This window comes from Turicibacter sp. T129 (genome assembly GCF_025594975.1).
GTDB classification, from domain to species: Bacteria; Bacillota_I; Bacilli_A; order MOL361; family Turicibacteraceae; genus Turicibacter; species Turicibacter bilis.
In genome coordinates this window covers 12,578-36,259 of sequence record NZ_JAMQUU010000002.1, presented here as the reverse complement: position 1 = coordinate 36,259, position 23,682 = coordinate 12,578, and the positions used below count along the sequence as shown (strand labels likewise).

At 28.2% G+C, this 23,682-nt stretch carries 24 protein-coding genes; 20 read left to right on the top strand and 4 right to left on the bottom strand.

Features of this window, described 5'->3' with window-relative positions:
- The 14 genes from NEH75_RS00220 to NEH75_RS00155 all read left to right on the top strand — a co-directional run.
- The coding region (locus NEH75_RS00220; RefSeq protein ID WP_262948286.1) for a M23 family metallopeptidase at positions 1-1,645 on the top strand (1,645 nt) is incomplete at its 5' end.
- Between the two features lie 12 nt (positions 1,646-1,657).
- Positions 1,658-1,897 carry a hypothetical protein gene (locus NEH75_RS00215; protein WP_155062379.1) on the top strand — a complete coding sequence of 80 codons (240 nt, stop codon included), beginning with the start codon at positions 1,658-1,660 and terminating at the stop codon, positions 1,895-1,897.
- Positions 1,878-2,081: a DUF4236 domain-containing protein gene (locus tag NEH75_RS00210; protein ID WP_155062378.1), complete on the top strand. Its 204-nt coding sequence runs from the start codon at positions 1,878-1,880 to the stop codon at positions 2,079-2,081. Before NEH75_RS00215 ends, NEH75_RS00210 begins: the two co-directional genes overlap by 20 nt.
- Before the next feature lie 38 nt (positions 2,082-2,119).
- Entirely contained in the window at positions 2,120-4,228 is a 2,109-nt protein-coding gene (locus NEH75_RS00205; protein WP_155062377.1) for a DNA topoisomerase 3, read from the top strand.
- A 9-nt stretch (positions 4,229-4,237) separates the two neighbouring features.
- Entirely contained in the window at positions 4,238-4,792 is a 555-nt protein-coding gene (locus tag NEH75_RS00200; RefSeq protein WP_155062376.1) for a thermonuclease family protein, read from the top strand.
- 105 nt (positions 4,793-4,897) lie between these two features.
- On the top strand, positions 4,898-5,326 hold the full coding sequence (locus NEH75_RS00195; protein ID WP_155062375.1) for a hypothetical protein: 429 nt from the start codon (positions 4,898-4,900) through the stop codon (positions 5,324-5,326).
- Positions 5,327-5,377: 51 nt separating this feature from the next.
- Positions 5,378-6,409 (top strand): ArdC family protein, encoded by a 1,032-nt coding sequence (locus NEH75_RS00190; protein WP_151922556.1) that lies wholly within the window; start codon positions 5,378-5,380, stop codon positions 6,407-6,409.
- Positions 6,406-6,657 (top strand): hypothetical protein, encoded by a 252-nt coding sequence (locus tag NEH75_RS00185; RefSeq protein ID WP_155062374.1) that lies wholly within the window; start codon positions 6,406-6,408, stop codon positions 6,655-6,657. The genes NEH75_RS00190 and NEH75_RS00185 overlap by 4 nt, the downstream gene beginning before the upstream one ends.
- Complete coding sequence (locus NEH75_RS00180) at positions 6,635-7,873, top strand: CHC2 zinc finger domain-containing protein (protein WP_262941283.1); 1,239 nt, start codon at positions 6,635-6,637, stop codon at positions 7,871-7,873. The genes NEH75_RS00185 and NEH75_RS00180 overlap by 23 nt, the downstream gene beginning before the upstream one ends.
- Complete coding sequence (locus NEH75_RS00175) at positions 7,873-9,915, top strand: leucine-rich repeat domain-containing protein (protein ID WP_155062372.1); 2,043 nt, start codon at positions 7,873-7,875, stop codon at positions 9,913-9,915. The genes NEH75_RS00180 and NEH75_RS00175 overlap by 1 nt, the downstream gene beginning before the upstream one ends.
- A 286-nt stretch (positions 9,916-10,201) precedes the next feature.
- Positions 10,202-10,555: a plasmid mobilization protein gene (locus tag NEH75_RS00170; protein WP_164908062.1), complete on the top strand. Its 354-nt coding sequence runs from the start codon at positions 10,202-10,204 to the stop codon at positions 10,553-10,555.
- A gap of 29 nt (positions 10,556-10,584) precedes the next feature.
- Positions 10,585-12,039 (top strand): relaxase/mobilization nuclease domain-containing protein, encoded by a 1,455-nt coding sequence (locus NEH75_RS00165; protein WP_155062371.1) that lies wholly within the window; start codon positions 10,585-10,587, stop codon positions 12,037-12,039.
- Between the two features lie 15 nt (positions 12,040-12,054).
- Positions 12,055-12,675 carry a hypothetical protein gene (locus NEH75_RS00160; protein ID WP_155062370.1) on the top strand — a complete coding sequence of 207 codons (621 nt, stop codon included), beginning with the start codon at positions 12,055-12,057 and terminating at the stop codon, positions 12,673-12,675.
- 568 nt (positions 12,676-13,243) lie between these two features.
- Positions 13,244-13,429: a hypothetical protein gene (locus NEH75_RS00155; protein ID WP_155062369.1), complete on the top strand. Its 186-nt coding sequence runs from the start codon at positions 13,244-13,246 to the stop codon at positions 13,427-13,429.
- 126 nt (positions 13,430-13,555) lie between these two features.
- Here the strand turns inward: NEH75_RS00155 and NEH75_RS00150 are convergent, their stop codons facing one another.
- The 4 genes from NEH75_RS00150 to NEH75_RS00135 form a co-directional block, all read right to left on the bottom strand.
- Positions 13,556-13,939 carry a hypothetical protein gene (locus NEH75_RS00150; RefSeq protein WP_155090420.1) on the bottom strand — a complete coding sequence of 128 codons (384 nt, stop codon included), beginning with the start codon at positions 13,937-13,939 and terminating at the stop codon, positions 13,556-13,558.
- 134 nt (positions 13,940-14,073) lie between these two features.
- A complete protein-coding gene (locus tag NEH75_RS00145; protein ID WP_128446312.1) occupies positions 14,074-14,358 on the bottom strand; it encodes a hypothetical protein in 285 nt (94 codons plus the stop codon).
- Positions 14,359-14,365: 7 nt separating this feature from the next.
- Positions 14,366-15,337 carry a ParM/StbA family protein gene (locus NEH75_RS00140; protein ID WP_155062367.1) on the bottom strand — a complete coding sequence of 324 codons (972 nt, stop codon included), beginning with the start codon at positions 15,335-15,337 and terminating at the stop codon, positions 14,366-14,368.
- 517 nt (positions 15,338-15,854) lie between these two features.
- On the bottom strand, positions 15,855-16,658 hold the full coding sequence (locus tag NEH75_RS00135; protein WP_155224849.1) for a hypothetical protein: 804 nt from the start codon (positions 16,656-16,658) through the stop codon (positions 15,855-15,857).
- A gap of 352 nt (positions 16,659-17,010) precedes the next feature.
- Between NEH75_RS00135 and NEH75_RS00130 the strand changes: the two genes are divergently transcribed.
- The 6 genes from NEH75_RS00130 (at position 17,011) to NEH75_RS00105 (ending at position 23,678) form a co-directional block, all read left to right on the top strand.
- Positions 17,011-17,424 carry a helix-turn-helix transcriptional regulator gene (locus NEH75_RS00130; RefSeq protein ID WP_155062466.1) on the top strand — a complete coding sequence of 138 codons (414 nt, stop codon included), beginning with the start codon at positions 17,011-17,013 and terminating at the stop codon, positions 17,422-17,424.
- Positions 17,425-17,550: 126 nt separating this feature from the next.
- A complete protein-coding gene (locus NEH75_RS00125) occupies positions 17,551-17,871 on the top strand; it encodes a DUF3846 domain-containing protein (RefSeq protein WP_155062465.1) in 321 nt (106 codons plus the stop codon).
- A 204-nt stretch (positions 17,872-18,075) separates the two neighbouring features.
- On the top strand, positions 18,076-19,362 hold the full coding sequence (locus tag NEH75_RS00120; RefSeq protein WP_128446224.1) for an MmcB family DNA repair protein: 1,287 nt from the start codon (positions 18,076-18,078) through the stop codon (positions 19,360-19,362).
- Positions 19,363-19,891: 529 nt separating this feature from the next.
- Positions 19,892-20,770 carry an Rpn family recombination-promoting nuclease/putative transposase gene (locus NEH75_RS00115; RefSeq protein ID WP_155062464.1) on the top strand — a complete coding sequence of 293 codons (879 nt, stop codon included), beginning with the start codon at positions 19,892-19,894 and terminating at the stop codon, positions 20,768-20,770.
- Positions 20,771-21,011: 241 nt separating this feature from the next.
- Positions 21,012-21,881, top strand: a complete 870-nt coding sequence (locus NEH75_RS00110; RefSeq protein ID WP_262941175.1) for an Rpn family recombination-promoting nuclease/putative transposase — start codon at positions 21,012-21,014, stop codon at positions 21,879-21,881.
- A 507-nt stretch (positions 21,882-22,388) separates the two neighbouring features.
- Positions 22,389-23,678 (top strand): hypothetical protein, encoded by a 1,290-nt coding sequence (locus NEH75_RS00105; protein ID WP_155062454.1) that lies wholly within the window; start codon positions 22,389-22,391, stop codon positions 23,676-23,678.
- Positions 23,679-23,682 lie beyond the last annotated feature (4 nt).

The following is a 23,682-nucleotide window of genomic DNA, read 5'->3' as shown; positions in this document are numbered from 1 at the left end:
AAATTCCAATAATAAATATGGAGTTAAGGAAAGTCAGCAATCATTAGAATCAAAGGTTGTAGCCAATCCTCATACCTCTAAGCTAAATTCCAATAATAAATATGGAGTTAAGGAAAGTCGGCAATCATTAGAATCAAAAATATCTGATAAGTATGAAGTGGTTAATTCTAAGAATAAAAAAGTAGGTAAAAGTAAAGGGATAATGTCCAAGGTTGATACTACGATTAGCCTTTTAAAAGTAAATAATAATGATGAAACCTCTGAATTAACGTCAGATATTAAAGAAACTAGCATAAATTTTTATGAAAGTAGTAGGAAAACTTATCAAGGATTAAATTCGTTCAAGCAATTTGTTTCTTCATCAAAAGGAAATAGTAAAACTATTTTTAAGTCAGCTATTACAGGAAGTCACTACCTTACAAAGTCAGCAGTTAAGGCTAGTAAAAATGAATTGCAAAATATAATCGAAGAAGATCATGGAAATCTTGAATATAAGGTGAAAACGAATGTAAATGTGACGTATCATAGAGGGAAAGATGTTGTTCGATATGCAAAAGAATTTCATAACTTAAAAAGAGGTAGCAGTTTATCTAAAAGTAGTTTCGTTCAACGTATGTTGGAAATTAGAAAAAAAAATCAGCTAAGAAAAAATTATAAAATAAAACAGATTATTTCACAGTCAGTATCACCAAGTATAAAATCAGTATTAACAAAAAAAGGACTAGAAAAAATGACAATATCTATCATGTCAAATCCAGTCCTTTTTTTAATAGGTATTGTTTTAGCTTTAATATTAGTTGTTATTCCTATTTGTTTTTCCGGATTTTCTAGTCCTATGGGAGCAATTATCCAATCTGATGAAAAACAAATTAGTGAGTTTCATTTATATGTGTCACAGTTAGATCAAGATTTTCAAAATGAAATTAGAAGTCAAATAGATGGTACGACAAATTTGCAGATTATTTATGACTTTTCTAATTTGAATACTAATTCATATGATTTATTAGCGTACTTTTCTAGTAAATATCTTGATTTTAAATTAGATGATATTAAAGATGAAATAAAACAATTTCATCATGAACTTTATACGGTGAAAAAAGATTTTATTAATAGTGAACTTTATGTATCTATTGAAAGTATTAGTGTGAATGATTATTTAACTTTAAATAAAGACACGTTGTTTAATGCAGGAGAATATGAACTTTATTTACTGTATTTAGAATACGGATTAACTATTTATTCTAGTGAATTAGCTCCACCGTATGATGGTACTTATTATTATTCATCCAAATTTGGTTATAGAATAAATCCAACAACAGGAGAGCAATTAGAATTTCATACAGGGTTAGATATTCCTAAGCCTTTAGGAACACCAATAAAAGCCTGTATGAGTGGTATAGTCACTAGAGTAGCTTACGATCCTAATGGTTATGGAAATTATCTTATTATACAAGATGGAAATAGAGAAACTTTATATGCCCATTGTGAAGAAGTTTTGGTTAAAGTCGGTCAAACAATAAGAGTAGGTGATAAGATTGCACTTACAGGCTCAACTGGAAGATCAACAGGCCCTCATTTGCATTTAGAATATAAAAAAGATGGAGTACGATTAGATCCGGAACTTTATTTACCAAAAATAGATTAGGAGAAATTTAAAATGAGTAAAATTTTAGAATTAGAAACTTTAATAAAAAAAGATGAAGAAAAAATTGAAGCTTTAAAGAAAAGAATCGCCAATCGCCAAAAAAAAATTGAAGAATTAAAATCAACTGAATATTTAGGGATTTTAAATGAATTAAATTTCAGTCATGAGGAAGTTAAAGAATTTTTAATGTCATTAAAAGCAGAACAAGAATCAGAACAGGAGAAAGATTCAGATGTCGTGGAAGTTTCGTAAACGAGTAAGGTTAGGGAAAAGAACTTATCTCAATGTGAGTAAAACAGGAATTAGCTTTAGTCAAAAAATCGGTCAAGTCATCACGATTAATAGTCGTGGGTACTTGACTTTTTCTATTCCTAAAACAGGTTTAAGTTATACGTTAAGATTATATAAACCAAAGAAATCTAGAGGAAATAATTAACTTTATTTTTTATTTACTCAAAAGGAGATTTTTATAACATGAAACAATTGATTATTGCAGAAAAGCCTAGTGTAGCGATAGATATTGCAAAAGCAATCGGACAATTTGAAACTAAAGATGGTTATTTAGAAAATAGTGATTATGTAGTGACGTGGTGTTACGGTCATTTAATTACAAATGCTATGATGGCAGATTATGACGAATCGCTGAAAGCATGGGATTTAGATACGTTACCTTTTATTCCTCAAAAGTGGAAAACAAAAATTATTGAAAACTCAAAATCTCAATTTTACAATGTGAAAAAATTAATAGAGCGTTCAGATGTTAGTACCTTAATTTGTGGTACTGATGGAGGACGAGAGGGTGAATTAATCTTTTGGCTTATTTATGAGTATATTCACTGTCAAAAGCCAGTTAAACGTTTATGGATTTCTTCATTTGAAGATTCAGTTGTTCGTGAGGGAATGGCGAATTTACTTGATGGATCAGAGAAAAAATTATTATTAGAATCAGCTAAGTGTCGTTCACAAGCTGATTTTTTAGTTGGAATTAATAGTACACGACTTTTTACTATAAAGTACGGTAATGGTAATGTTTTAAATGTGGGGCGAGTGCAATCCCCCACTATTAATATGATTTCTAAAAGAGATAAAGAAATCATTAGTTTTATTCCTAAAGATTATTACATTGTGAAACTGATTTTAGATAGTTTTGAGGCTAGTTTAAGGCTTGATGATAAAAGTATTGCAGAACAAATTAAAAACTCTTATACGAGCTTAAATGCGGTTGTACGACAAATTGAAACAAAGGATAATGTAAAAAAAGCACCACAACTCTATGATTTAACTGCTTTACAAAAAGTATCAAATAGATTATTTGGTTATTCTGCTCAACAAACATTAGATATTGTTCAAAAATTGTATGAAAATAAATTAATGACTTATCCTCGTACAGATTCAAAATTTGTGAGTTCATCACAAAAAGAGTTAATCACTTCTTTAATATCCTCACTAAAAGAGATTCAACCAGTGCCATTAAGTCATGATTATAAAGAAAATAAAATAAATATAGATAGTGTCATTGATGATTCACAAGTTACGGATCATCACGCTATCTTAGTTACTGAAACAGGGATTAAGCATGATTGGGCTACATTAAGTGAATCAGAACGAAAGATTATGACATTAGTTGCTTATCAGATGTTAAGTGCAACATACTCCCCTTATATGTATCAATCAACTAAAGTAACTATCGGTGTAGATTGCTATGAATTTGAAGCGAAAACACAAAATTTAATTGACTTAGGGTATCGTGCATTAGAGATAAAGTGTCGAGAGATTTTAAAAATTAATAAAAAAGAAAAAGGAGAAATTTTACTTCCTCTTTTAACTGAAAATCAAGAATTAAAGATAAATGACATTAAAATTGAATCTAAGAAAACCACTCCACCACAACATTTTACTGATGAAACATTACTTGAAGCTATGGAGAAATGTCAGATTGAAGATAATAAAGAATTATCAGCTATTTTAAAATCAGTAAAAGGAATTGGGCGATCATCTACTCGTGCCAATATCATTGAAACGATTATTAGAAGTGGGTTTGTTCAACGTGAAAAGAATTATTTAATAGCAACTGAAAAAGCACATAAATTGATGTCTATTCTCCCCCCTCTTTTAACAAGTGCTAAAATGACAGCCGAGTGGGAAGAAAAATTGGATCAAATCGAACGTGGAGAGTTATCTTCACAACAATTTATGAATGAGATTGAATCATTTGTTACAGAAGTTGTAAATCAAGAAAAATCAACTGTTGCAACGTTCCAATTTGAAAATAATAAACCCCAAAAAGAAGAAATCGGTAAGTGTCCTAATTGCCAAAGTCCAGTACATGAGAGCGATAAAAATTTCTACTGTTCAAATAGAGAGTGTTCATTTGCCTTATGGAAAGAGAATAAATTTTTTGAAAGTCAAGGTAAAAAAATTACTAAGACAATCGCAAAATCTTTTTTAAATAAAGGCGAGGTTCTTGTTAAAGGATTAAAAAGTCAAAAAACAGGAAAAGAATATGACGCTATTATTAAAGTAGATTTTAATGATAAATACCCTAAATTCTCATTAGAATTTCCTAAAACTAATAAAAAGTAGAGGTTAATTATGAGAAAAAAGAAAAAAAATAATAGATTATTTACTTTAGGTATATTTATTTTTTGTTTTATTAGTTTTTTAAATACTTATAAAGATTTCAAAGAGCATTTATTAAAATCTAGTGTTGGAGATACAGTATTAGATGAATCAAATGAGATTAGTTTAGAAGAAGTTAGTTTGAAACGTGTTGTAGATGGAGATACATTGATCGTTACTAATTCAAATGGTGAGGATGTGAGAGTACGTTTAATTGGGATTGATACCCCAGAAAGCGTACATCCCGATCAAAGTAAAAATACACTTGATGGTGATATAGCTAGTGAGTACACTAAATCGCTACTTGAAGTAGGACAAATTCTATATTTAGAATATGACGTAGATCAACTGGACGTATATAATCGTACTTTAGCTTATGTTTGGCTTACCAATGATATAAATTTAAGTAATATTGAAAATATTTCAAATGATATGTTAAATGCTAAGTTAGTAGCTGATGGATATGCAGTGGCAAAACGATACGCTCCAAATACTAAATATGCGACTATTTTTGAATCTTTAGAGTAAGTTTGTAAAAGTGAGTATTAGTATACTATATATTCATCTTATGTTATAATTAAAGAAAAAAATGTCATAATTAGATTTTTTTTCTAAATAATAAGGTGATTTATTATGCAAGTGATTTATAATGAAACTGAATATACAGAATTTAATAATTATAATGAGTATGTACCATCACACCCAACTTTAAGTTGGAAAAAAATAATCTTAGACTTTTCAAAAAATGTTATATATCCGGCATTAATATTCTTATTTATTTTATTTGCTAGCGGAAAAAATCGTACTATTTCTGAATTTGATTTAAAATGGTTATGGGAATATATCTTATTATGTACGTTTTATTGTAATTTTTTTCGCATACTTAGTTTGGTGATATATTTATTATCACCAGTGACTTTTTTAATAAATCTATTAATGGTATTTATGGGGGCAGTTCCAATTACGATTTGGCGATTTATTAAAATGAATTTTTACATGGTATTAACAATTATTAGAGTGATTAGATTACTTTATTTTAAATATCAAATAAAAAATATGTAGCGTAGATTATCATATGCTACATATTTTTTTATTTATAAGAAAGGATTTTTTATGAAAAAACAAGAGCAGATTAAAAATAAAGTTCAACAAATTACAGAAGATTTAGATAAAGGGGTTAAAGAAGTATTTGAAACCGGAAAATTGAAAGAGTATTTGAATGTACTATCTAAATTTCATAAATATTCTTCGAGGAACAATCTTTTAATTTATCGACAAATGCCAAATGCTACAAAAGTTGCCGGGTTCGTAAGTTGGAAAAATGACTTTAATCGCCATGTAAAAAAAGGTGAAAGTGGAATTGCTATTTTAATTCCTACACCTTATAAGATAAAAGAGGAAATGACAAAGATTGATCCAAAAACTCAAAGACCAGTATTAGATAATAACGGAAATGAAGTGAAAGAAGAAGTAGAAATCGTCATTCCAAAATTTAAAGTTGGTTATGTTTTTGATGTATCACAGACAGATGGAGAACCTCTTCCAAGCATTGTTACAGGCTTACAAGGGGATATAGAGGGTTATGAAGATATGATACAGGCTTTGACAAAAGTTTCAACTGTACCTATCAATTTTGAATCTATTCCGACAGGAGCAAAAGGTTATTATAGTTTCCAAGATAATAAAATTGCTATTCAAGTTGGAATGAGTGAAATTCAAACGATAAAAACTATGATTCATGAAATGGCTCATGCAGAGCTACATAGTAGTTTTCATGGTCGTCGCAAAGATAAGCGTACAAAGGAGGTTGAAGCTGAAAGTGTAGCTTATACGGTATCACAATATTTTGGAATAGATACATCTGATTATAGTTTTTCTTACGTTGGAAATTGGAGTTCAACACAAGAATTAGATGAATTAAAGGATTCATTAGAATTAATTCAGAAAAAATCTTCTGAATTAATTATTAAAATAGATGAAGTTTTACTTGAATTGAGTAAAGAAAAAGTTACTGATAAAGACATGGAAGTGACAAAGCCATCATTAAAAGAGAAATTGGCAAAGGCAAAGGATAAACAATTATCATTAGAAAAAACTAGAGAAAAAGCGATTAATAAAACTAAAGGAGAATTAGAACAAGTATGAGAAAAGAACAGTTAAATTTAGATCATTTATCTATGATTAAGTCATATTTGCAACCTCAAAAGTCAAAAGAGGTTATGTTAAATCAAATGATTCAAAGTAATTTATTTATGAATGGAAAAAAAGAATTTGATTATGAGAGTAAAATATTAACTGAATGTATTGAATTTATAAGAACTGTATCTATTGAAGAAATTCAGCAATTAGATTTTTCGGAGGTATTAGATGATGAAGAAGAAGTTGTTGAATGAAGCAAATAAGATTTATCAAAAAGCATTATTGGAAAATAAAGAACAATTAAAATATTTAATGGATCGAGGAATCACTTTAGAATCTATCAAAGAATTTGAGATAGGTTTTAGTGATTCTTTTTGTTTAAATGAATTAAAGACTAATCATCAAGAGGAATTAAAGTCATTAGGACTTTTAAATGAGAAAGGGGGTGAAAGAAATTGGAAACGAATTATGTTTCCAATTCGAGATTGTCGAGGGGAAATTTGTGGGTTTAATGGTAGGACAACAGATGTAAATAATGATGTTAAATATCTATTAAGTCCGGAATCTATGGGATTCTCTAAAACCAAAACCCTTTATAACTTACATAGGGCAAAACCATTTATAAGAGAATCGAAAGAGGTTCATCTGGTAGAGGGGATTTTAGATTTAATCGCTTATCATCAAAAAGGAATTTATAACGTTGTAGCAACGCTAGGAACTGCCTTAACTAAGGAACATATTGAAATGTTAGCTAGAGAGGGAGCAGAAAGGTTTGTTTTTGGCTATGATGGTGATTTTGCCGGATTTAAGGCCTCAATTACCAATGCACAATTTTTAAGTGCTACTATGCGAGAAAATAATCCTCAATATAAGCCAGTTGAAAATATTAAGTTTGCTATGTTTCCGGAGGGGAATGATCCATGTGAATGTCTTAAAAATGAAAATCTATTAACTGATATTGTTAATTCTCCAATCGACTATTACTCATATTGTAGAACAAAGTGTGAATCAGATCCGAAATATCAAAAGGTTTTTGAAAAAGTACAAAAAAATGAAAAAGTAAATGAAGAGATTAAGGATATTTCACCGAATCTTATTAAGCATTATTTATCACAATTAGATATTGTTGAAGTTATTAGTGACTATGTGAAATTAGAAAAAGCCGGAAAAAATTATAAAGGGTTATGTCCATTTCATGAAGAAAAAACATCTTCATTTGTGGTTTCACCGGATAAGCAAATTTATAAATGCTTTGGTTGTGGTGAGGGTGGAAATGCAATAAAATTTATTGCTAATATCGAAAATTTGAGCTTTAAACAAGCGATTTCTTTTTTAAAGGATAAATATCAATTACAAGATTATCAACCAACTAAAGAATCTATAAAAAGTCGATTAAGTCATGCAAATACAAAACTTCACCAACAAGTGAAAAATGGAAGATCTAATTATAAAAGGGAAGTGGAAAGATAATGAGTGGAAAAGAATCAGTGGTTAATGAAAGTAAAATTCAATTAAAAGATTGCGGTATATTATTACGTCATTTTGCTTTAGAAAGCATTAATACTGAACAAGAGATGTATTTTTGTGAGATTGAAGATTTTGAAGATTTATTAGAAGATGGAACAATGACTAAAGAAACTTGGGAAGAGTTTCAAAAAGACTTAGAAAAATTTAAGTTAGTTGAAAATGGTTATCTTGAGCTGCATACCGATTTTGAAAATTTTGAACAAGACAAAGATCAGATTGATTGTGTAATGACAGGGTATATGGATTTTTGGAAACAATTTGAATATGACCAAGTAATAAATTCTAGATTTCCAAATAAAAATTTTAGAAAAATCATTGTTGAGCAATTATTAGATCGCCATGATGGAACAACAGATATTTTTAAATCAGATTTAGAAGTATTGAAAAAAATTGAAGTTTTAAATTTAGAAAAACATAAATTGACAGATATAAAAGGAATTGAATATTTTGAATCGTTACGAAAGTTAGATGTTTCAAATAATCCGATTATTAATTTAGATGTATCTGATTTAATAGGATTAAAAGAGTTATACGCTTATGCTTGTCACATTCATAATTTAAAATTACCTAAGTCTGAAACCTTAGAAATTTTAGATGTAACTTTGAACAATTTAGAATCATTAGATTTAGAAAATCAATCCGTTTTAAGAGAATTATCTTGTAGTGAAAATGAATTAGATGATTTAGGAGTAGCTGATTGTCCATGTTTAGAAACTCTTTATTGCAATAATAACTTTATTTCAGAATTAGATTTATCTGAAAATAAGATATTGAAATACGTTGAAAGTGAAAATAATCATTTAGAATGTGTGACATTTTATTCTTTAGCTTCTATTTGTGATTTGAAATTGAATGGAAATCCGAATGTCAATGTTGAGGAAGTTAAAGTGATTGATCCAACCATTAAATTTTTAACAGAAGAACAAGTTCAGGCATTAATTGAAAGATACGATAATCATTCTTTGAAAGAATCTGATTATGGAAGTTTCTATTCTAAAGAGGGAGAACAATGGATAGGGATTGATAACACACATGGAAATGTTTTTATTGAGCCGTTTAATAATAAAGAGTATTGCATGGAGTGGCTTAATAATCTTGAGTTGCCAATTCCTTATGAAAGTATGAATGATTTATTTCCAGATGAGAATTTTAGAAAAGCTATTTTAATTGAAGTATTTGAACAAGATAAGTTAAGTGATAATACAACGTTAGTTTATGAACAGTTACCAGTGATTCAAGCACAGAAAGTTTTATTAATTCCAAACTCTCAAATCTACGATTTAACAGGAATTGAGCAGTTTACCTCATTAAAACATTTAGATGTGTCGTATAATCCGATTCAAACATTAAAGGGAGTGAATAGTGAATGTCGAAAAATTTATGCAAGTAGCACTCATTTGAATGAATTAAAAAATGAAGATATTCCAAAAGAGATTCAAACGTTAGATGTGTCTTTTTGTAATTTAAAAACATTAGATGTTTCAGAACGAGAAGAGTTACAATTTTTATTTAGTAGTCATAATCAATTAGAAGAATTAAATTTTAAAGGTTGTGACGAACTCATTTATTTAACGTGTCAAGATAACCTATTATATGACTTGCCAGTTCAAGAACTATCTAGTTTAGAACAATTAGATTGCCGAAATAATTTCCTTTCAACCTTAGAAGTGCCTGATAGTATGATATGGTTGGATTGTTCAACCAATCGATTAAGCGAATTACAGCTAAATCATTGTGAGGATTTAGAGCATTTAGAATGTGCTTTTAATAATTTACAGACTTTAGAAATTCAAGAATTAGAAAACTTAAAAAATATTGATTGTCGTGGGAATGACCGTTCACCACACGAATTACTTCATGATGGAAAGAGTATTAAAAATGAAAGAATTTCTATAAAAGAAAAGTTGCAAATGATTAAAGAAAGAAATTCACATGAAAATGATTTAACGAACATCACTAAAAAAGGAAAAGGTATGGAAATATAAACGTGAACCTAATAATTGTAGTTAGTTAAAAGAAATTTTTTAAGTTAGAGCCACCTAAAAAAGGTGGCTCTTTTTTTTGCCTAAAATCAATGTTTGAAAGAATAAAATAAATTGAAATTTAAAAATAAGGGTGGTAAGATAGGGAGGAAATAGGGAAAGCAGTAGAATAGCGAGAATTGAAAGTGGCTAGCCACTTTCGACAAAATGAAAATCGCAGATTTTCACTTTTGTTCACTTTTTGGGGTTCCCCCAATCCCCTAGTTTTTTAAAGATAGGAGTTTGAATGATGAAAAATCGTACAAGACCTAAACAGATGATGTTTAGGGTTACAGAAAAAGAAAAAGAAATGATATTGAATAATAGTGAAAAGTTAGGGTTTAAAAAATTTGAGAATTACGCTAGAAAGATGTTAATAGATGGATATGTAATTAACTTACAGTCGGCAGATGATAAAGACTTAAAGCAGTTAATGTCAGAAGTATCTCGTATCGGAAATAACATTAATCAGATTGCTAAAGGGATTAATTCTAATCACCGAGTTTATGAGAGTGATTTAAAAGAAATAAAAAACGGTCAAGACACGATTATTCGATTAGTCAGAGAATTGGTCCGTAATACGAATAAAATTAAACAATCATAAGAGGTTTAAATTTTTAAGGAGGGTAAGTCATGGCATATGTAAAGATGAAAGCAATTAAAGCAACTGTGAAAAAAGTCATGGACTATATTCTCCAAGAAGAAAAAGTCGGTGCAAAAAATTTAGTTTATGGACATGAGGTGACACCGGAATTTGCTGATTTGGAATTTGAAATGACGATTGAAAATTCTAAACGTGCGAAAGGTGATTATAGTAAAGTTGGAGGAAAAGAAAATTTAGCTTATCACTTAATTCAAAGTTTTAATCTAAAGGATAAAGTTAGTCCAGAGTTAGCTCATGAGATTGGAAAAAAATTAGCTGAACAATTTACAAAAGGTGATTATGAGTTCGTTGTATCTACTCATACAGACACAGATCATCTTCATAACCATATTGTGATTAATGCCTACTCTCATAAAACTTTAAATAAATTAAAAACGATTCCTTATAAAACGATAGCAGAGATTAAATCAATTAGTAATCAGTTATGTATTGAGAATGGATTAACTCCATCTAATATTCAACGAGGAACAAATACAAAGAATCGTTATCAAAATAAAACTCAACCGTATACTAAGCCGACTGGATTACGAGAACAGTTGAAACAAATATTAGATACGATTATTTCAAAATCTAAAACGATTGATGAATTTAAAGTGAATCTAACTGAACAAAAGATTGAGTTTAAGGAGGGCAAACAATGGTCTTTCAAATTACCTCATGCTAAACGTTTTATGAGGGGAGATACATTGGGTGAGGATTATACCCCTCAACGTATTAAAGAACGTTTAGGAGAGCCTTTAAATACGTTACAGGAGCAATCTACACAAAAGGTTACGATTCATGATAAGCCGATTCTATCAAATTTATTTAAACGTCAGAAACATCATGTTAAAGATACTAAGACAGATCAGACGATTAACTTTGAAAAGCGTTTATTCTATCAAGCACGTAAACAAAAGATTCAAGATGTTAAGACATTGGCTAATCAGCTATTATTTATCAGACAAGAAAATATTAAAACTATGTCAGACTTTGATCAGAAAATTAAAGATATTTGGAAAAATGGAAATCAAGTTAAAGATAATATTAAGCAGTTAGAAGTTAAGTATAATGAATTGAGTACGGTTTATAAAGAACTTGCGACCTATCAAGAGCATAAAGAAGTTTATGACAAATATCAAAAAATCAAGTTACGATTCAATAAGCAGAAATTCTATGATCGTCATATTGGAGAGATTAATCTTGCAGAGGGTTCATTGAATGTTTTATCAAGATATAACATTGATCCGAATACAGATTTATCAAAAGTTAAAGATTCTCTACAAGACATTAATAGTAAGTTACAACCATTGAAACGAGAATATAAAGCAATTAATAGTAAGATTGATAAGATTAAAGAAGTTAAAGAATATGCTGAAATGGTTAGTAGACAGAATCAAAGAGAGAATAGAAAAATTAATAGATTTAGTAATATTGAAAGATAGTGAGGTAATGAAATAATGAGTACCAATGACAATAAATATATTGAGTATTTTACTAAGTATAAAGGTGATGTGAAAGAGTTTTTATATAAAGATTCAAAATATATTTTTATTGTGGAATCACCACATAAAGAAGAATTGAAGAATCAATATGTAGTTGCTGGATCAAGTGGAAAATCTATTAGTAACGTATTGGGGTTTGGTGATGAAGCGTTGGGGACGTTACTGGATAAAAAGGAAATAAGTAATATTTCTGTTTTAAATGTTTCTCGTGTACCATTACAAAAAATTGATGAATTTGCGATTGAATATTCTGATTCAATAGAAGATTTGAATGTAGTTCGTGATAATCCTAAAGCTGTTACTAATCGTGACAACGAGAATATTAATGAGTTTGAGTGTTTAGTTTTAAAAGATTTTAAAGAAAGAATGGAGAACATACACTTTAATAGTGATGGTAAGATGATAATTGTTTGTGGTAGTTTTGCTGAATATTATTTTAAAAAGATAATTGAAGATATGGAATTAAAATGTGATATAAAGTATCTTCCTCACCCATCATATAAAAAATGGGAATTGATTATGAGATATAAAGAGGAAATGACAAATTTATATGCTGAATTTAATCTATCAAATTGAATGATATAATTTTAAAAATATGATAAACTATTTAGTGTAATGCATGATGTATTTCTATAAAAAAAGCTATTAAGTTATAATGAAAAGAGGTTGTAGACCTAATCTACAACCTCTTTTTTTATTGCCTTTTTTGTCGAACTTTGTCAGGATAAAGTTGTGCTTTTCCTAGTAGTTACATAAACGTGATTGTTGCTAATAAAAAAAGATGGGTTATTTCCTATCTTTTTTATTAGCAAGGGTTATGTTATAATGCTAAGTATTCCATTGAAAACCTACTTAAATAATATACTAATGCCTTATAGAATATTTTCTATAAGGTCTTTTTTTATTTTTAAAAATTGGTATAATAGATAGTAGTTAATAAAAACATACGGTTATCAAAAAATCCCCTTGATCCAATAGGAACAAGGGGATTTTTTGTGTTACAATATGGTCATATCATTTTAGTAATATAGAAAAGTTTCATTGCAACTAAAAACACCGTAATCCTTATTTGGATAAGGTGTTTTGAATTAATAATTAGAAGCACATATGGTAAAATTAAAGATAAGAAAGTGAGTGATATTTAATGCAAAAAGAATTATTTGTGATTAAGAATGAAGCGAATGAAGTTGTATTCAAATCAAACGATAGCAAATCATTAATTGACTATGTAAATGATGTTTTAAGCGCATCTTTTAACGTTAAAACTTCAATTCAAGAGTTGGAATCTATCTTATATAGTGAAAAAAAATTAACTTTACACGTTAAATAAATTAAAAAGCACGTTGATAACCATCAACGTGCTTTCGTTATGCGTTTTTTCGCGCTATAAGATGTTTTATAGCCATCATTATGATTTTATTTTTGGGGGGCCTATTCAACTTATCAACAAAATTGTCTAACACAGCGTTATAAAAAAAGACGTTGCTTTTGCAACATCTGATAAATAACAATGAATATGATTTTCAAATATATCAATTTTTTTAAATAATGGTGAATTAGCTTTATCAAATAAATCATATAATTCTACATCTACACCGTAGTCAAATTGATCTAAGTCGAGTTGATCGTAAGTTAAGATGAATGATTCTTGTCCATTTTTTAGAGCAAACTTCACTTCATTTTCAACAAAATCAATAATCTGTTTTTTATTTAGATCACTTAAATCGCAGTAATTAACTCCGATTGCTAGATTTAATTTCTTATTATATTTAAAAGATTGATAAAAAGCATATCCCATGCTAGATAGTCCGATAGCATAAATAGTAGATTGTAATAACATAATTTTCATTTCTCCTTTTTTCTTTACAGATTATAAAGAGATATGATAAAATTAAATTGCTAATATAAAATCACATATCTCTTGTAGATTTGATTTTTAAAGGATACTGTTACCGCAGTATCCTTTTTTTTTCGTTAATTATTCAACTTACCGAGTAATTTTTCTCTTGTTGCAGACGCTCCATTATTAGAGTTAGTGGTAGGTTCTTGAATTGTAGATGATTCTTCTTGATTTGAGAATGATGGTACGCTACCTTGCTCTAACTTTGTTGGAACAACTGAATGTAGTAAGTGTCTTATATAGGCCTCTACCGAGCGACCATCTTTATCAGCTAATTTTAATATTTGATGATACAATTCTTTATCTCTTTCGTAAAAAGTAACGTTTTGTCTTTTAGGAAATTTAATTTCTTTTGCCATAAGTATTTTATCCTTTCATGATGTGTGCATATTTTTTATAACCATTAACGTTAGCAGTTTGGCAATTTTCATGAATAACACCATTTGATGGTACTGCTAGATAATCGTTGATTTGAAGGCAACAACCACCAGTAAAAACTACTAAATCATAATTTTCATAAGCATATCCTTTTTGACTAATAATAGATGTGATTTCATTTGCTATATGTTTTTTTGAGTTTGTTAGTTCTTGTGAAAAATCCCATTCTTCGTTATATCTATTGATTTTATTTTTAGGAATAATTGTAACATCAGATTCTTTAAACACTTTCCCAGTATCACTATATTTAGCATTAATTCGCTCTAAATAGTCTTGAACAAGTGTCATTCCTCCAATATTAGCATGATCTTTGTTGGTGATATGTAGTCCATTTGTTTCGATTATATCCATTGTACCATGTCCAATATCTACAATTAAAAATTTACTCTCTTCTAATTCGGGAACGATATGTAAGTTTTCATCAACAATTAAGTCTAATAACGTTCCGACAGGCTCACAAAGGATTGTTACATCTTTTATCTCAAGCACACGAGCAACTTCTGAATCATTCTTTTTAATTTTAAGAATATGACTTCCTACCAGTTTATCTACAATATTCTTTTTAATAGTATCATTTCCATGATCTTTACAAGGAAGTCCAATCGTCAATGAAATATCGACTTTATCTGTTACTTTTGAAATTGCAATTAAACACTCTAATAAATATTGATCCGATCCATAACGTGAATTATTACGTCCTCCACTTGTAATTTCACCAACAGGATCAAGAACGTATTGATTTCCTTCAAACGTATAGATAGTTTCGTTAAATTGAGTTAGAACTGAAAACTCATTATGTCTGATTCTTCGTAATTTATTTTCATAACAAAGTGTTTCTTTGTTAGCTACCTTTATAAATCCATTTGCTAAATCTAAAGCGATTTGTTCTAAATTGCACATTTTATATCTCTCCAATTCTTTAATTCGACTTTATAACTATATTATACAGAATAAAATTTGGGAATACAAGAGTTTAACGTAAAATTGATGTAAAAAACACATCATTTTTTCTCATATTATACGTTGCAAATACTCATTATATGCGAAAAAGTATTGCATATTTGATGTTTTTTTAATGTTATAAATACAATTAAAATACATCAAATATACAAATAAAATACGTATAATTAACGTATTTTATTTGTTGATTATACAAAAAAGATACGCAAGCGGTTAATTTTTTGCAAAAAAATATATAGTGGGGGAGAGGTGAGGGGCAAAAATGCGAATTTTTACGAAATATTTTTTAGGCTCTATTCATAATGAAAAGTTCTAAAATCATATGCTATTAACAAAGTAATTCCGTTAATAGCAATTATAATGGGGGAGTTGTATCTTTATATAATAAAAGACATTATCGGCTGATAATGTCTTTTATTGTCTATTGAGTGTTTGAATCTTTATTTGTTTATTGTTGCTACTCCCATGTCTTTTCATAACACTTTAAAAAAGCGAAGAAACAGAATCCAATAACGTCCCCTTTACTTAAGAATGGAAACTCATATTCTAACAGTTTTTTAGTCGTATCCATCATTTTAGATGTTCGTATTGTAATCTGTTTCTTTTTTTCATACTTTAAATCAGTAGAAATCAAATTCAAATATTCATGCAATAAAGTTGATCCTTTTAATTGATTAATTCTGTTATAACAAGATAAGATAGCACAACTTTGGGTGTAGTGTCCCCCGATATAGCCAAAACGTTTTTCTAATTTTTTAAACTCTTTTAATAGTGATGGATAAGTCAAAACAGAGAGTTGAACTGAACCGTTTTCGAGATCATTGTATATTTGATCTATATTTTCAAGAATCTTATACGTTTGAGTTTCAAAATATAATGGATTTTCTTTTAGTGTCTTTTCTAATTCTTTTTCTTTTTTAGTTACACGTTTACGAGGTCTATCTTGCTTTTCTTTAGAGCCATCTACTTTATTAGGAGTATTAGTGTTAGCTGATGAATCTTTAGAGCCATCCACTTTATTAGGAGTATTAGTGTTAGCTGATGAATCTTTAGGTTGGTACATAGCAAGATCGCTGTTATATCTATATCCTGCTTTTGATATTTTTCTTGAATAATTTTTTCTTAACTTTTCAAGTGAATTTTTATCAATATCTCCTTTTTCAGACTTAATGATATTTGCAAGTGATTTTCCAGTTTTAGTTAAAGAATTTATGTAGTCGATTACATCTTTGTTAATTTCTATTTGTTCTGTTAGTTTCAAAATCACACCTCATTTTATATAAATGTTTTTGGATATATTTATTATATCACTTTAAATGAAAAATAATTATAAAAAAAATATATATAAATAAAAAAATATATTATAGATGTAGTAAAATACTACATAAAAAATAAAAAAAATATAGTTTTTATGTAGCGTTTTGCTACATAAAAAATTGAAAAAACAAAATTACTAGTATAGTGAGAGTTTTAGCAAATAACTAGAAAGATTTTGTAATAAGCTTTAGACACAATTCTTCTGAATTTTGTCTTTATTTTTCTATTTTAGTTTATTGACGTGTGAGTGAGTGAGGTATATAATAAGCATATCTAAAATATAATGAGGTGTTACAGTGAATAAGACTAACCTGGAACGAGAGCAGTTAAGACAATGGTTAATTAAGACGAGAAAAAAAATGAAACTTACTCAAAAAGATTTATCATTAGAAACTGGAATTTCAATAAATGCTATTAGAAATATTGAACAAGGTCAGCGTTTTGGATCAAAAGAAACGTGGAATAAGTTCTATAAGGTTTTAGGCGATCCATGTCAGTCAGTTGCGAAAAGTGGTAGAAAGATAGTTGTTAAAGTAGAAGTGCATACTGGATATGTTAGGTCTGAATCTAAAGATTATTTAGAATTTTATGAGAGTGATTTTGAGGGAATGAGTGAGATAGAAAAAGAGAATTTTATTAATGAACAAGTATTTGAATATATGCTTTCTAGGATAGAGTGGCATTGGGAGATAGAAAAAGCAGAGGGTTAATTAGTAGTCAGCTAATTAACTTTTTTTTATTTTTAAAAAAATGCAAATATTAATATTTTATGCTTGAAACGAGTGAGTGAGTGAGTTATAATATAATTAAGTTGATAAAGAAAGTAGGAATAAGGTATGAAAGTAATTTATATTGAAGGTAATGATAGTGAACCAGTGGTAAAAGATATAAAAGGAGATTTAGCAGAATTACAAAGTTTAGTTGGTGGCTATATTCAAGTTATTTATTATCATGATGTAGCAATTGTTTGTAATGAAGATGGTAAATTTTTAGAGTTAAAACCAAATAGGCTAATTATTGATCGTGATAGAAATTTATACGATATTATCTGTGGACCAATGCTTGTTACTTCTCAAATTGAAGATGGAAGTTTAACGGAAGAACAAATTGAAAAATGGAAATATGTATTTTCAAAAAGAGAGAAAGATTTTCACTAGAAAGGCACAATTATGTGCCTTTTTTTATTGATTAATGTGTCCGAGGAAACATACAGAAAATATGCTATAATAAGTGTGTGTCCGAGGAAACACTTAATTTTAAAAGATTTTTAGTTAACACAAAATTTTGGATTAATTATTTCAATTTGACTAAGGAAGCATGTGAGCAGATCATTAATGCTATTTTTGAGAGTGAGGTAAATTATGAGAGATAAAGTGATCCAGTTGATAGAAGATGGAGTATCGTTGAAACAAATCAGTAATGATTTGGACGTTAATTATAATACTGTTAGGCAAATATCGGTATCAAATAAACTATTTAAACAGATAGCTGCTTTAGGACTTAATCAAGAGCAATTAGCTAAACTAAACGGCATAGGAAATAACATACGAGCCTTATCACCTATTAAAAATGATAAAGAGTTGTTATTAGATGTAATTGATACACTCAATGATAAGACTACTCGTAATGCTTTAGAAGATTTAGTTAAGGAGATAGTTGATATTAAAGAGCAGAAAGAGTATTTTTTAAAATCAGCCCAAGTCCAAATTAATGCTATTGAAAGTAAAATTGAATATTATCAAGAGAAACTAAACGATTTAGACACTAAACAAGCTATTTTAGAAATGGAATTTAAACCAGTTAAGGCACTACAAAAAACAAATCCTAAAGCCTTTAGAGGGTATCTAAACCTAATTGGTCTATATGATGGACGATACGTACTTAATAAGTTAGTATCTAAGTCTACATGGGGGAAAATGAGAAAAGAAAAAGTAATCCTGTGGGAGTATGGTAGAAATTACATTATAGATATGGAGAAGTTTATCGATCTAACGATAAATACTATGAGCCGAAATAATTATTATGAAGATGGAAGTAACGCTCATCATATTAAATCGCTCCAATATACGACTGTTAAACGTCAGTTATCACCAATTAGAAAAGAATATGAACTGAAATTAGCTGAATTAGAAAAAGAGTTATCAGAGTTGAAAAAATCGCTTAAAAATAAGGGAAAATTAGCAGTTAAAAATTACTTTGAGCAACGAGAATTAATGAATGAATTTACATCAAAAGATACATTAACACATACGAACATTGAGCAAGGAATTTTGAAGTATTTATACAAAGAAAATTGGATTGGTACGATTGAATTATCACATGAAGATTTTCAATTTGATGTGGTCGCATATAATGATAATAATGAGATTATTATTGTTGAAGCAAAAGCTTCACTAGGGGATTTAGATAGAGATTCTAAACTAGAAAAATATCTAAATTATTGTGATTACCTTTATATTGCCAGTAACGATTATGACGTTTGTTATTATGCTTTAAATCGTGATCAGAGGGTTGGAGTTATAAGGCTTGATGGGAATTTCAAGGTCTATAAAATCCTTAAAGAACCAAGTAAATTAGGGAATAGTGACGAATCAATTATACCTAAAATCAATAAAAAAAATGCTAGATTATTAGCGTTAGGGAAGTGAGTTGAAATTATATATAACCAAAAAAATGATGATTAAATAACTATAAAATGAATTTGAAACATGTATCAAATCGCTACATATAACCATAAAAAAATGATGATTAAATAACTATAAAATATATTTTAAATATGTATCAAATCGCTACATATAACCATAAAAAATGATGATTAAATAACTATAAGATATATTTTAAATATGTATCAAATCGCTATATATAATCGTTAAATAATGATGCTTAAATATAACTAAAAAATATTAATATATATAGATAATTTATACATTTAATCATAAAAAAATAATTATTAAGTATATTAAATTATATTTTAAAAAAATGTTAAATTGCTACATATAATATAAGTGTGTTATAATCAAATCACGAGTTAATCGTCTAATACTAAAAATAGGCGAAAAAAAAGACACTATCTGATGAAATGATTCTAATTTTACTGAATCTAGGATTATTTTACGTTAGATGATTTATAACGTAGTATAATAAAAGAAATGAATAAAAAGAGAGGTTTGATAGCTTATGACAGTAGCGTTATTACCACCCAAGATGGATTTTGTTTTTAAACGTATTTTTGGGAATGAAAATCATCCGAATGTGTTGATTTCATTTTTAAATGCAGTCTTAAATCCAGTTGATCCGATTAAATCAGTTAGGTTGAAAGATACGACCATTGAGAAAAGTCATTTAGAAGATAAATATAGTCGATTAGACGTGAAAGCTATCACTAATAAAGGTGAACATATTAATATTGAAATTCAGCTAAAAGATGAATACAACATGATTAAGCGTAGCTTATATTATTGGAGTAAGTTATATGAAGGGCAACTTGAAAATGGAGAAAACTATCAGAAACTATCAAGAACGATCTGTATTAATTTATTGGACTTTAATTTATTAAATCATGATAAATTTCATAGTGTTTATCGTTTGAAAGATTGTGAAACAAATGAAGAATTAACAGATGTGATGGAGTTACACTTTATTGAGTTGAAGAAAATGAAAGATGTGAATCGTGTAGAAGAAGTGAAGACTAAGTTAGAAGCATGGTTATATTTTATTAATCAGCCAGATAGTGAGTTAGTGCAAGAATTAGAAAAAGTTGAGGTTGAAATAAAAGAGGCAAAGGCTGAATTGATTCGATTAAGTGGAGATCGTAAAGAAAGAGAAAGATACGAAAAACGTAGAGAATCAAGATTAAATGAAATTAGTGCCTTGTCATATGCAGAAGAAAAGGGAATTAAACAAGGAATTAAACAAGGAATTGAACAAGGAGCAAAAAACGAAAAAATAGAAATCGCAAAAAAATTAATTCAAAATGGATTAGATAATGAGCTAATTTCAAAGTCAACAGGATTATCTATTAAAGAAGTGAAAGAAATAAGAAAAGAGCAAAACTAGAGAGTAGTTTTGCTCTTTTCTTATGGTTTATAATTTGATAGGACAATAATTGAAAAATGAGTAAGATTAGAAATTAGTCTTACTTTTTTATTGTGTAAAATTAAAGTACAATCAAGCTTATATTTTTGTAAACATTAGATGAAGTAATTCTAATTTTACTGAATTGACGACTATTTTACGTTAGATGATTCATAACGTAGTATAATAAAAGAAATGAATAAGAAGAGAGGCTTGATAGCTTATGACAGTAGCGTTATTACCACCAAAGATGGATTTTGTTTTTAAACGTATCTTTGGAAATGAAAAGCACCCTAATGTGTTGATTTCATTCTTAAATGCGGTTTTAAATCCGATTGATCTGATTGAATCAGTGGAGTTAAAAGATACAACGATTGAAAAAAATCATTTAGAAGATAAATATAGTCGATTAGATGTGAAAGCAATCACCAATAAAGGGGAGCATATTAATATTGAAATTCAACTTAAAGACGAATACAACATGATTAAGCGTAGTTTATATTATTGGAGCAAGTTATATGAGGGACAACTAGAGAGTGGAGAGAATTATCAGAAACTATCACGAACGATTTGTATTAATTTACTGGACTTTCATTTATTAAATCATTCTAACTTTCATAGTGTTTATCGTTTAAAGGATTGTCGTACCAATGAAGAATTAACGGATGTGATGGAGTTACATTTTATTGAGTTAAAGAAAATGAAAGATGTTCAACGTGTAGAAGATGTAAAAAGCAAGTTAGAAGCATGGTTATATTTTATTAATCAGCCTGATAGTGAGTTGGTGCAAGAATTAGAAAAAGTTGAGATTGAAATAAAAGAGGCAAAGGCTGAATTGGTTCGATTAAGTGGAGATCGTAAAGAAAGAGAACGATACGAAAAACGTAGAGAGTCAAGATTAAATGAAATCAGTGCTTTAGCCTATGCAGAAGAAAAAGGAATGGTTAAAGGGATTGAACAGGGAGCAAAAATAGAAAAAATAGAAATTGCAAAAAAATTATTAGATGTTTTAGATGATGAAACAATTTCATTAAAAACAGGACTATCTCTTGAAGAAGTGAAAGAAATAAGAAAAGAGCAACACTATATTTAGTATTGCTCTTTTACTTTTTTATTACTCTTATGCCTCTAAATTCATTATTATACATGAAAAAGTATGCAAATAAAGGTTTTTAAAAAAGTGTGTAAAGGTGACGGTTTTTCATTTCTAATAAATGATATAATTAATATGCAAATAAAGGTTCGTTTAATTGAGATTAGGAAGAGCAGATTATAGGATGATATAATTATTACAGCATACAAAGTTACTATCTTTTCTGTTTTTCTTACTGTTATTGATATGAAAAATATAGTACGAATAAAATCTAAATAAATAATGTTGATAGCGATAATGATAGTAGTTTCATAACATAGTAAAAGCAATATTTGAGTTGTGGGTAATGCCAATTAAAGATAATGAATGCAAGTAAATAAAGGAGAGATTAAATTTCATTTTTTATTATAAGAAAACAGGGTGTGACAAATGGAAATATTTACAATAATTGAAGCGTAGTATATAATTTATTATTGTAATAAGTATTTAGAATAGGGGAATAGTAGAATGGAAAGTATATATAATGAAAGAGAATTACTAGTTCAAAAGTCATTCGGAATAAAGAATGGATTACCTCATAATTTTTATGACAGAGATATTGAGATTATTCCTGATGATATAACATATATCACTGGTTTTAGTGGATCAGGTAAATCTTATATAATTAATCAGTATATTTCTAATAATGAAGTAACTACTTTAATGGAACCGGGAAGGTTAAATACACCAATAATTAATATAATTGGATCTTCTTTTGAAGAAGCTTTAAATATTTTAGGAGTTGTTGGGCTAAGTGAGGCGTATATTTATTTAAGAACATACCAAGAATTATCTGATGGCCAAAAGTTTCGGTTTAAATTAGCTAAAGCGATAGAGAAAAAACCTAGTATAATAGTTATTGATGAGTTTCTATCCAATCTTGATAGGCAAACTGCACAAGTAGTCGCTTACAATTTACAAAGATTATGCAGAAAAATGAGAATCAAATTGGTTGTAGCAACTCCGCATGATGATTTAATAGAAGCTCTATCACCTAAACAACTTATTATTTTAGATCTTAATGGCACACATAAAAATATATTAAATAAGCATGTTGAAAAAGCCTCTGTAGCTGGTATTAAAGAAATTAGTGTTACTAAAGGAACACATAGGGATTATGAGGAATTAAAAAAGTACCATTATTTTGAAGATTTTAATTATGATAATTATAATCCTGAGTATTTTGTAATTAAAAAAGATGGTATTTGTATTGGAGTTAGTGTATTTATTTCACCATATTCAAGCCAGTATAATATACTCCCCTTTTTTAAGGAAGTTAACGAAAATTTAAAAATAAATATTCGTATTATTATTCATCCAGCATATAGAGGAATTGGATTGACAAAATTACTTTTAAATCCCCCACAACTTGAATATCATTATCTAGAATCTCGAACAGCTTTAGGACTATATATGCCGTTTCATGTTTCTTCTGGTTTTGAGAAAATTGATAACCCTACTTTATATAAATCACAATTGAGATTAAAAATTGAAGAACAAGTAAGGTATAAAAATGAGTGTATCTATGAAGTAGAATCTATAAAACTTTTATTAGAAGATCTTTGTTTAGAAATTTTATTAGAAAATTACTTTTATTATAGAAAAATAATTAACCTTCCATATATTTCCAAAGAAGATGAGGATATATTAAGAAAAATATATATAAATTTAATCAAAAAAATGAGTGTGGAAGAAATGAAGAGTCAAAGTGAATTTTTTCCAATGGCTTCGTTCTTAAAAAAGCAACAGTTAATGTGACTAT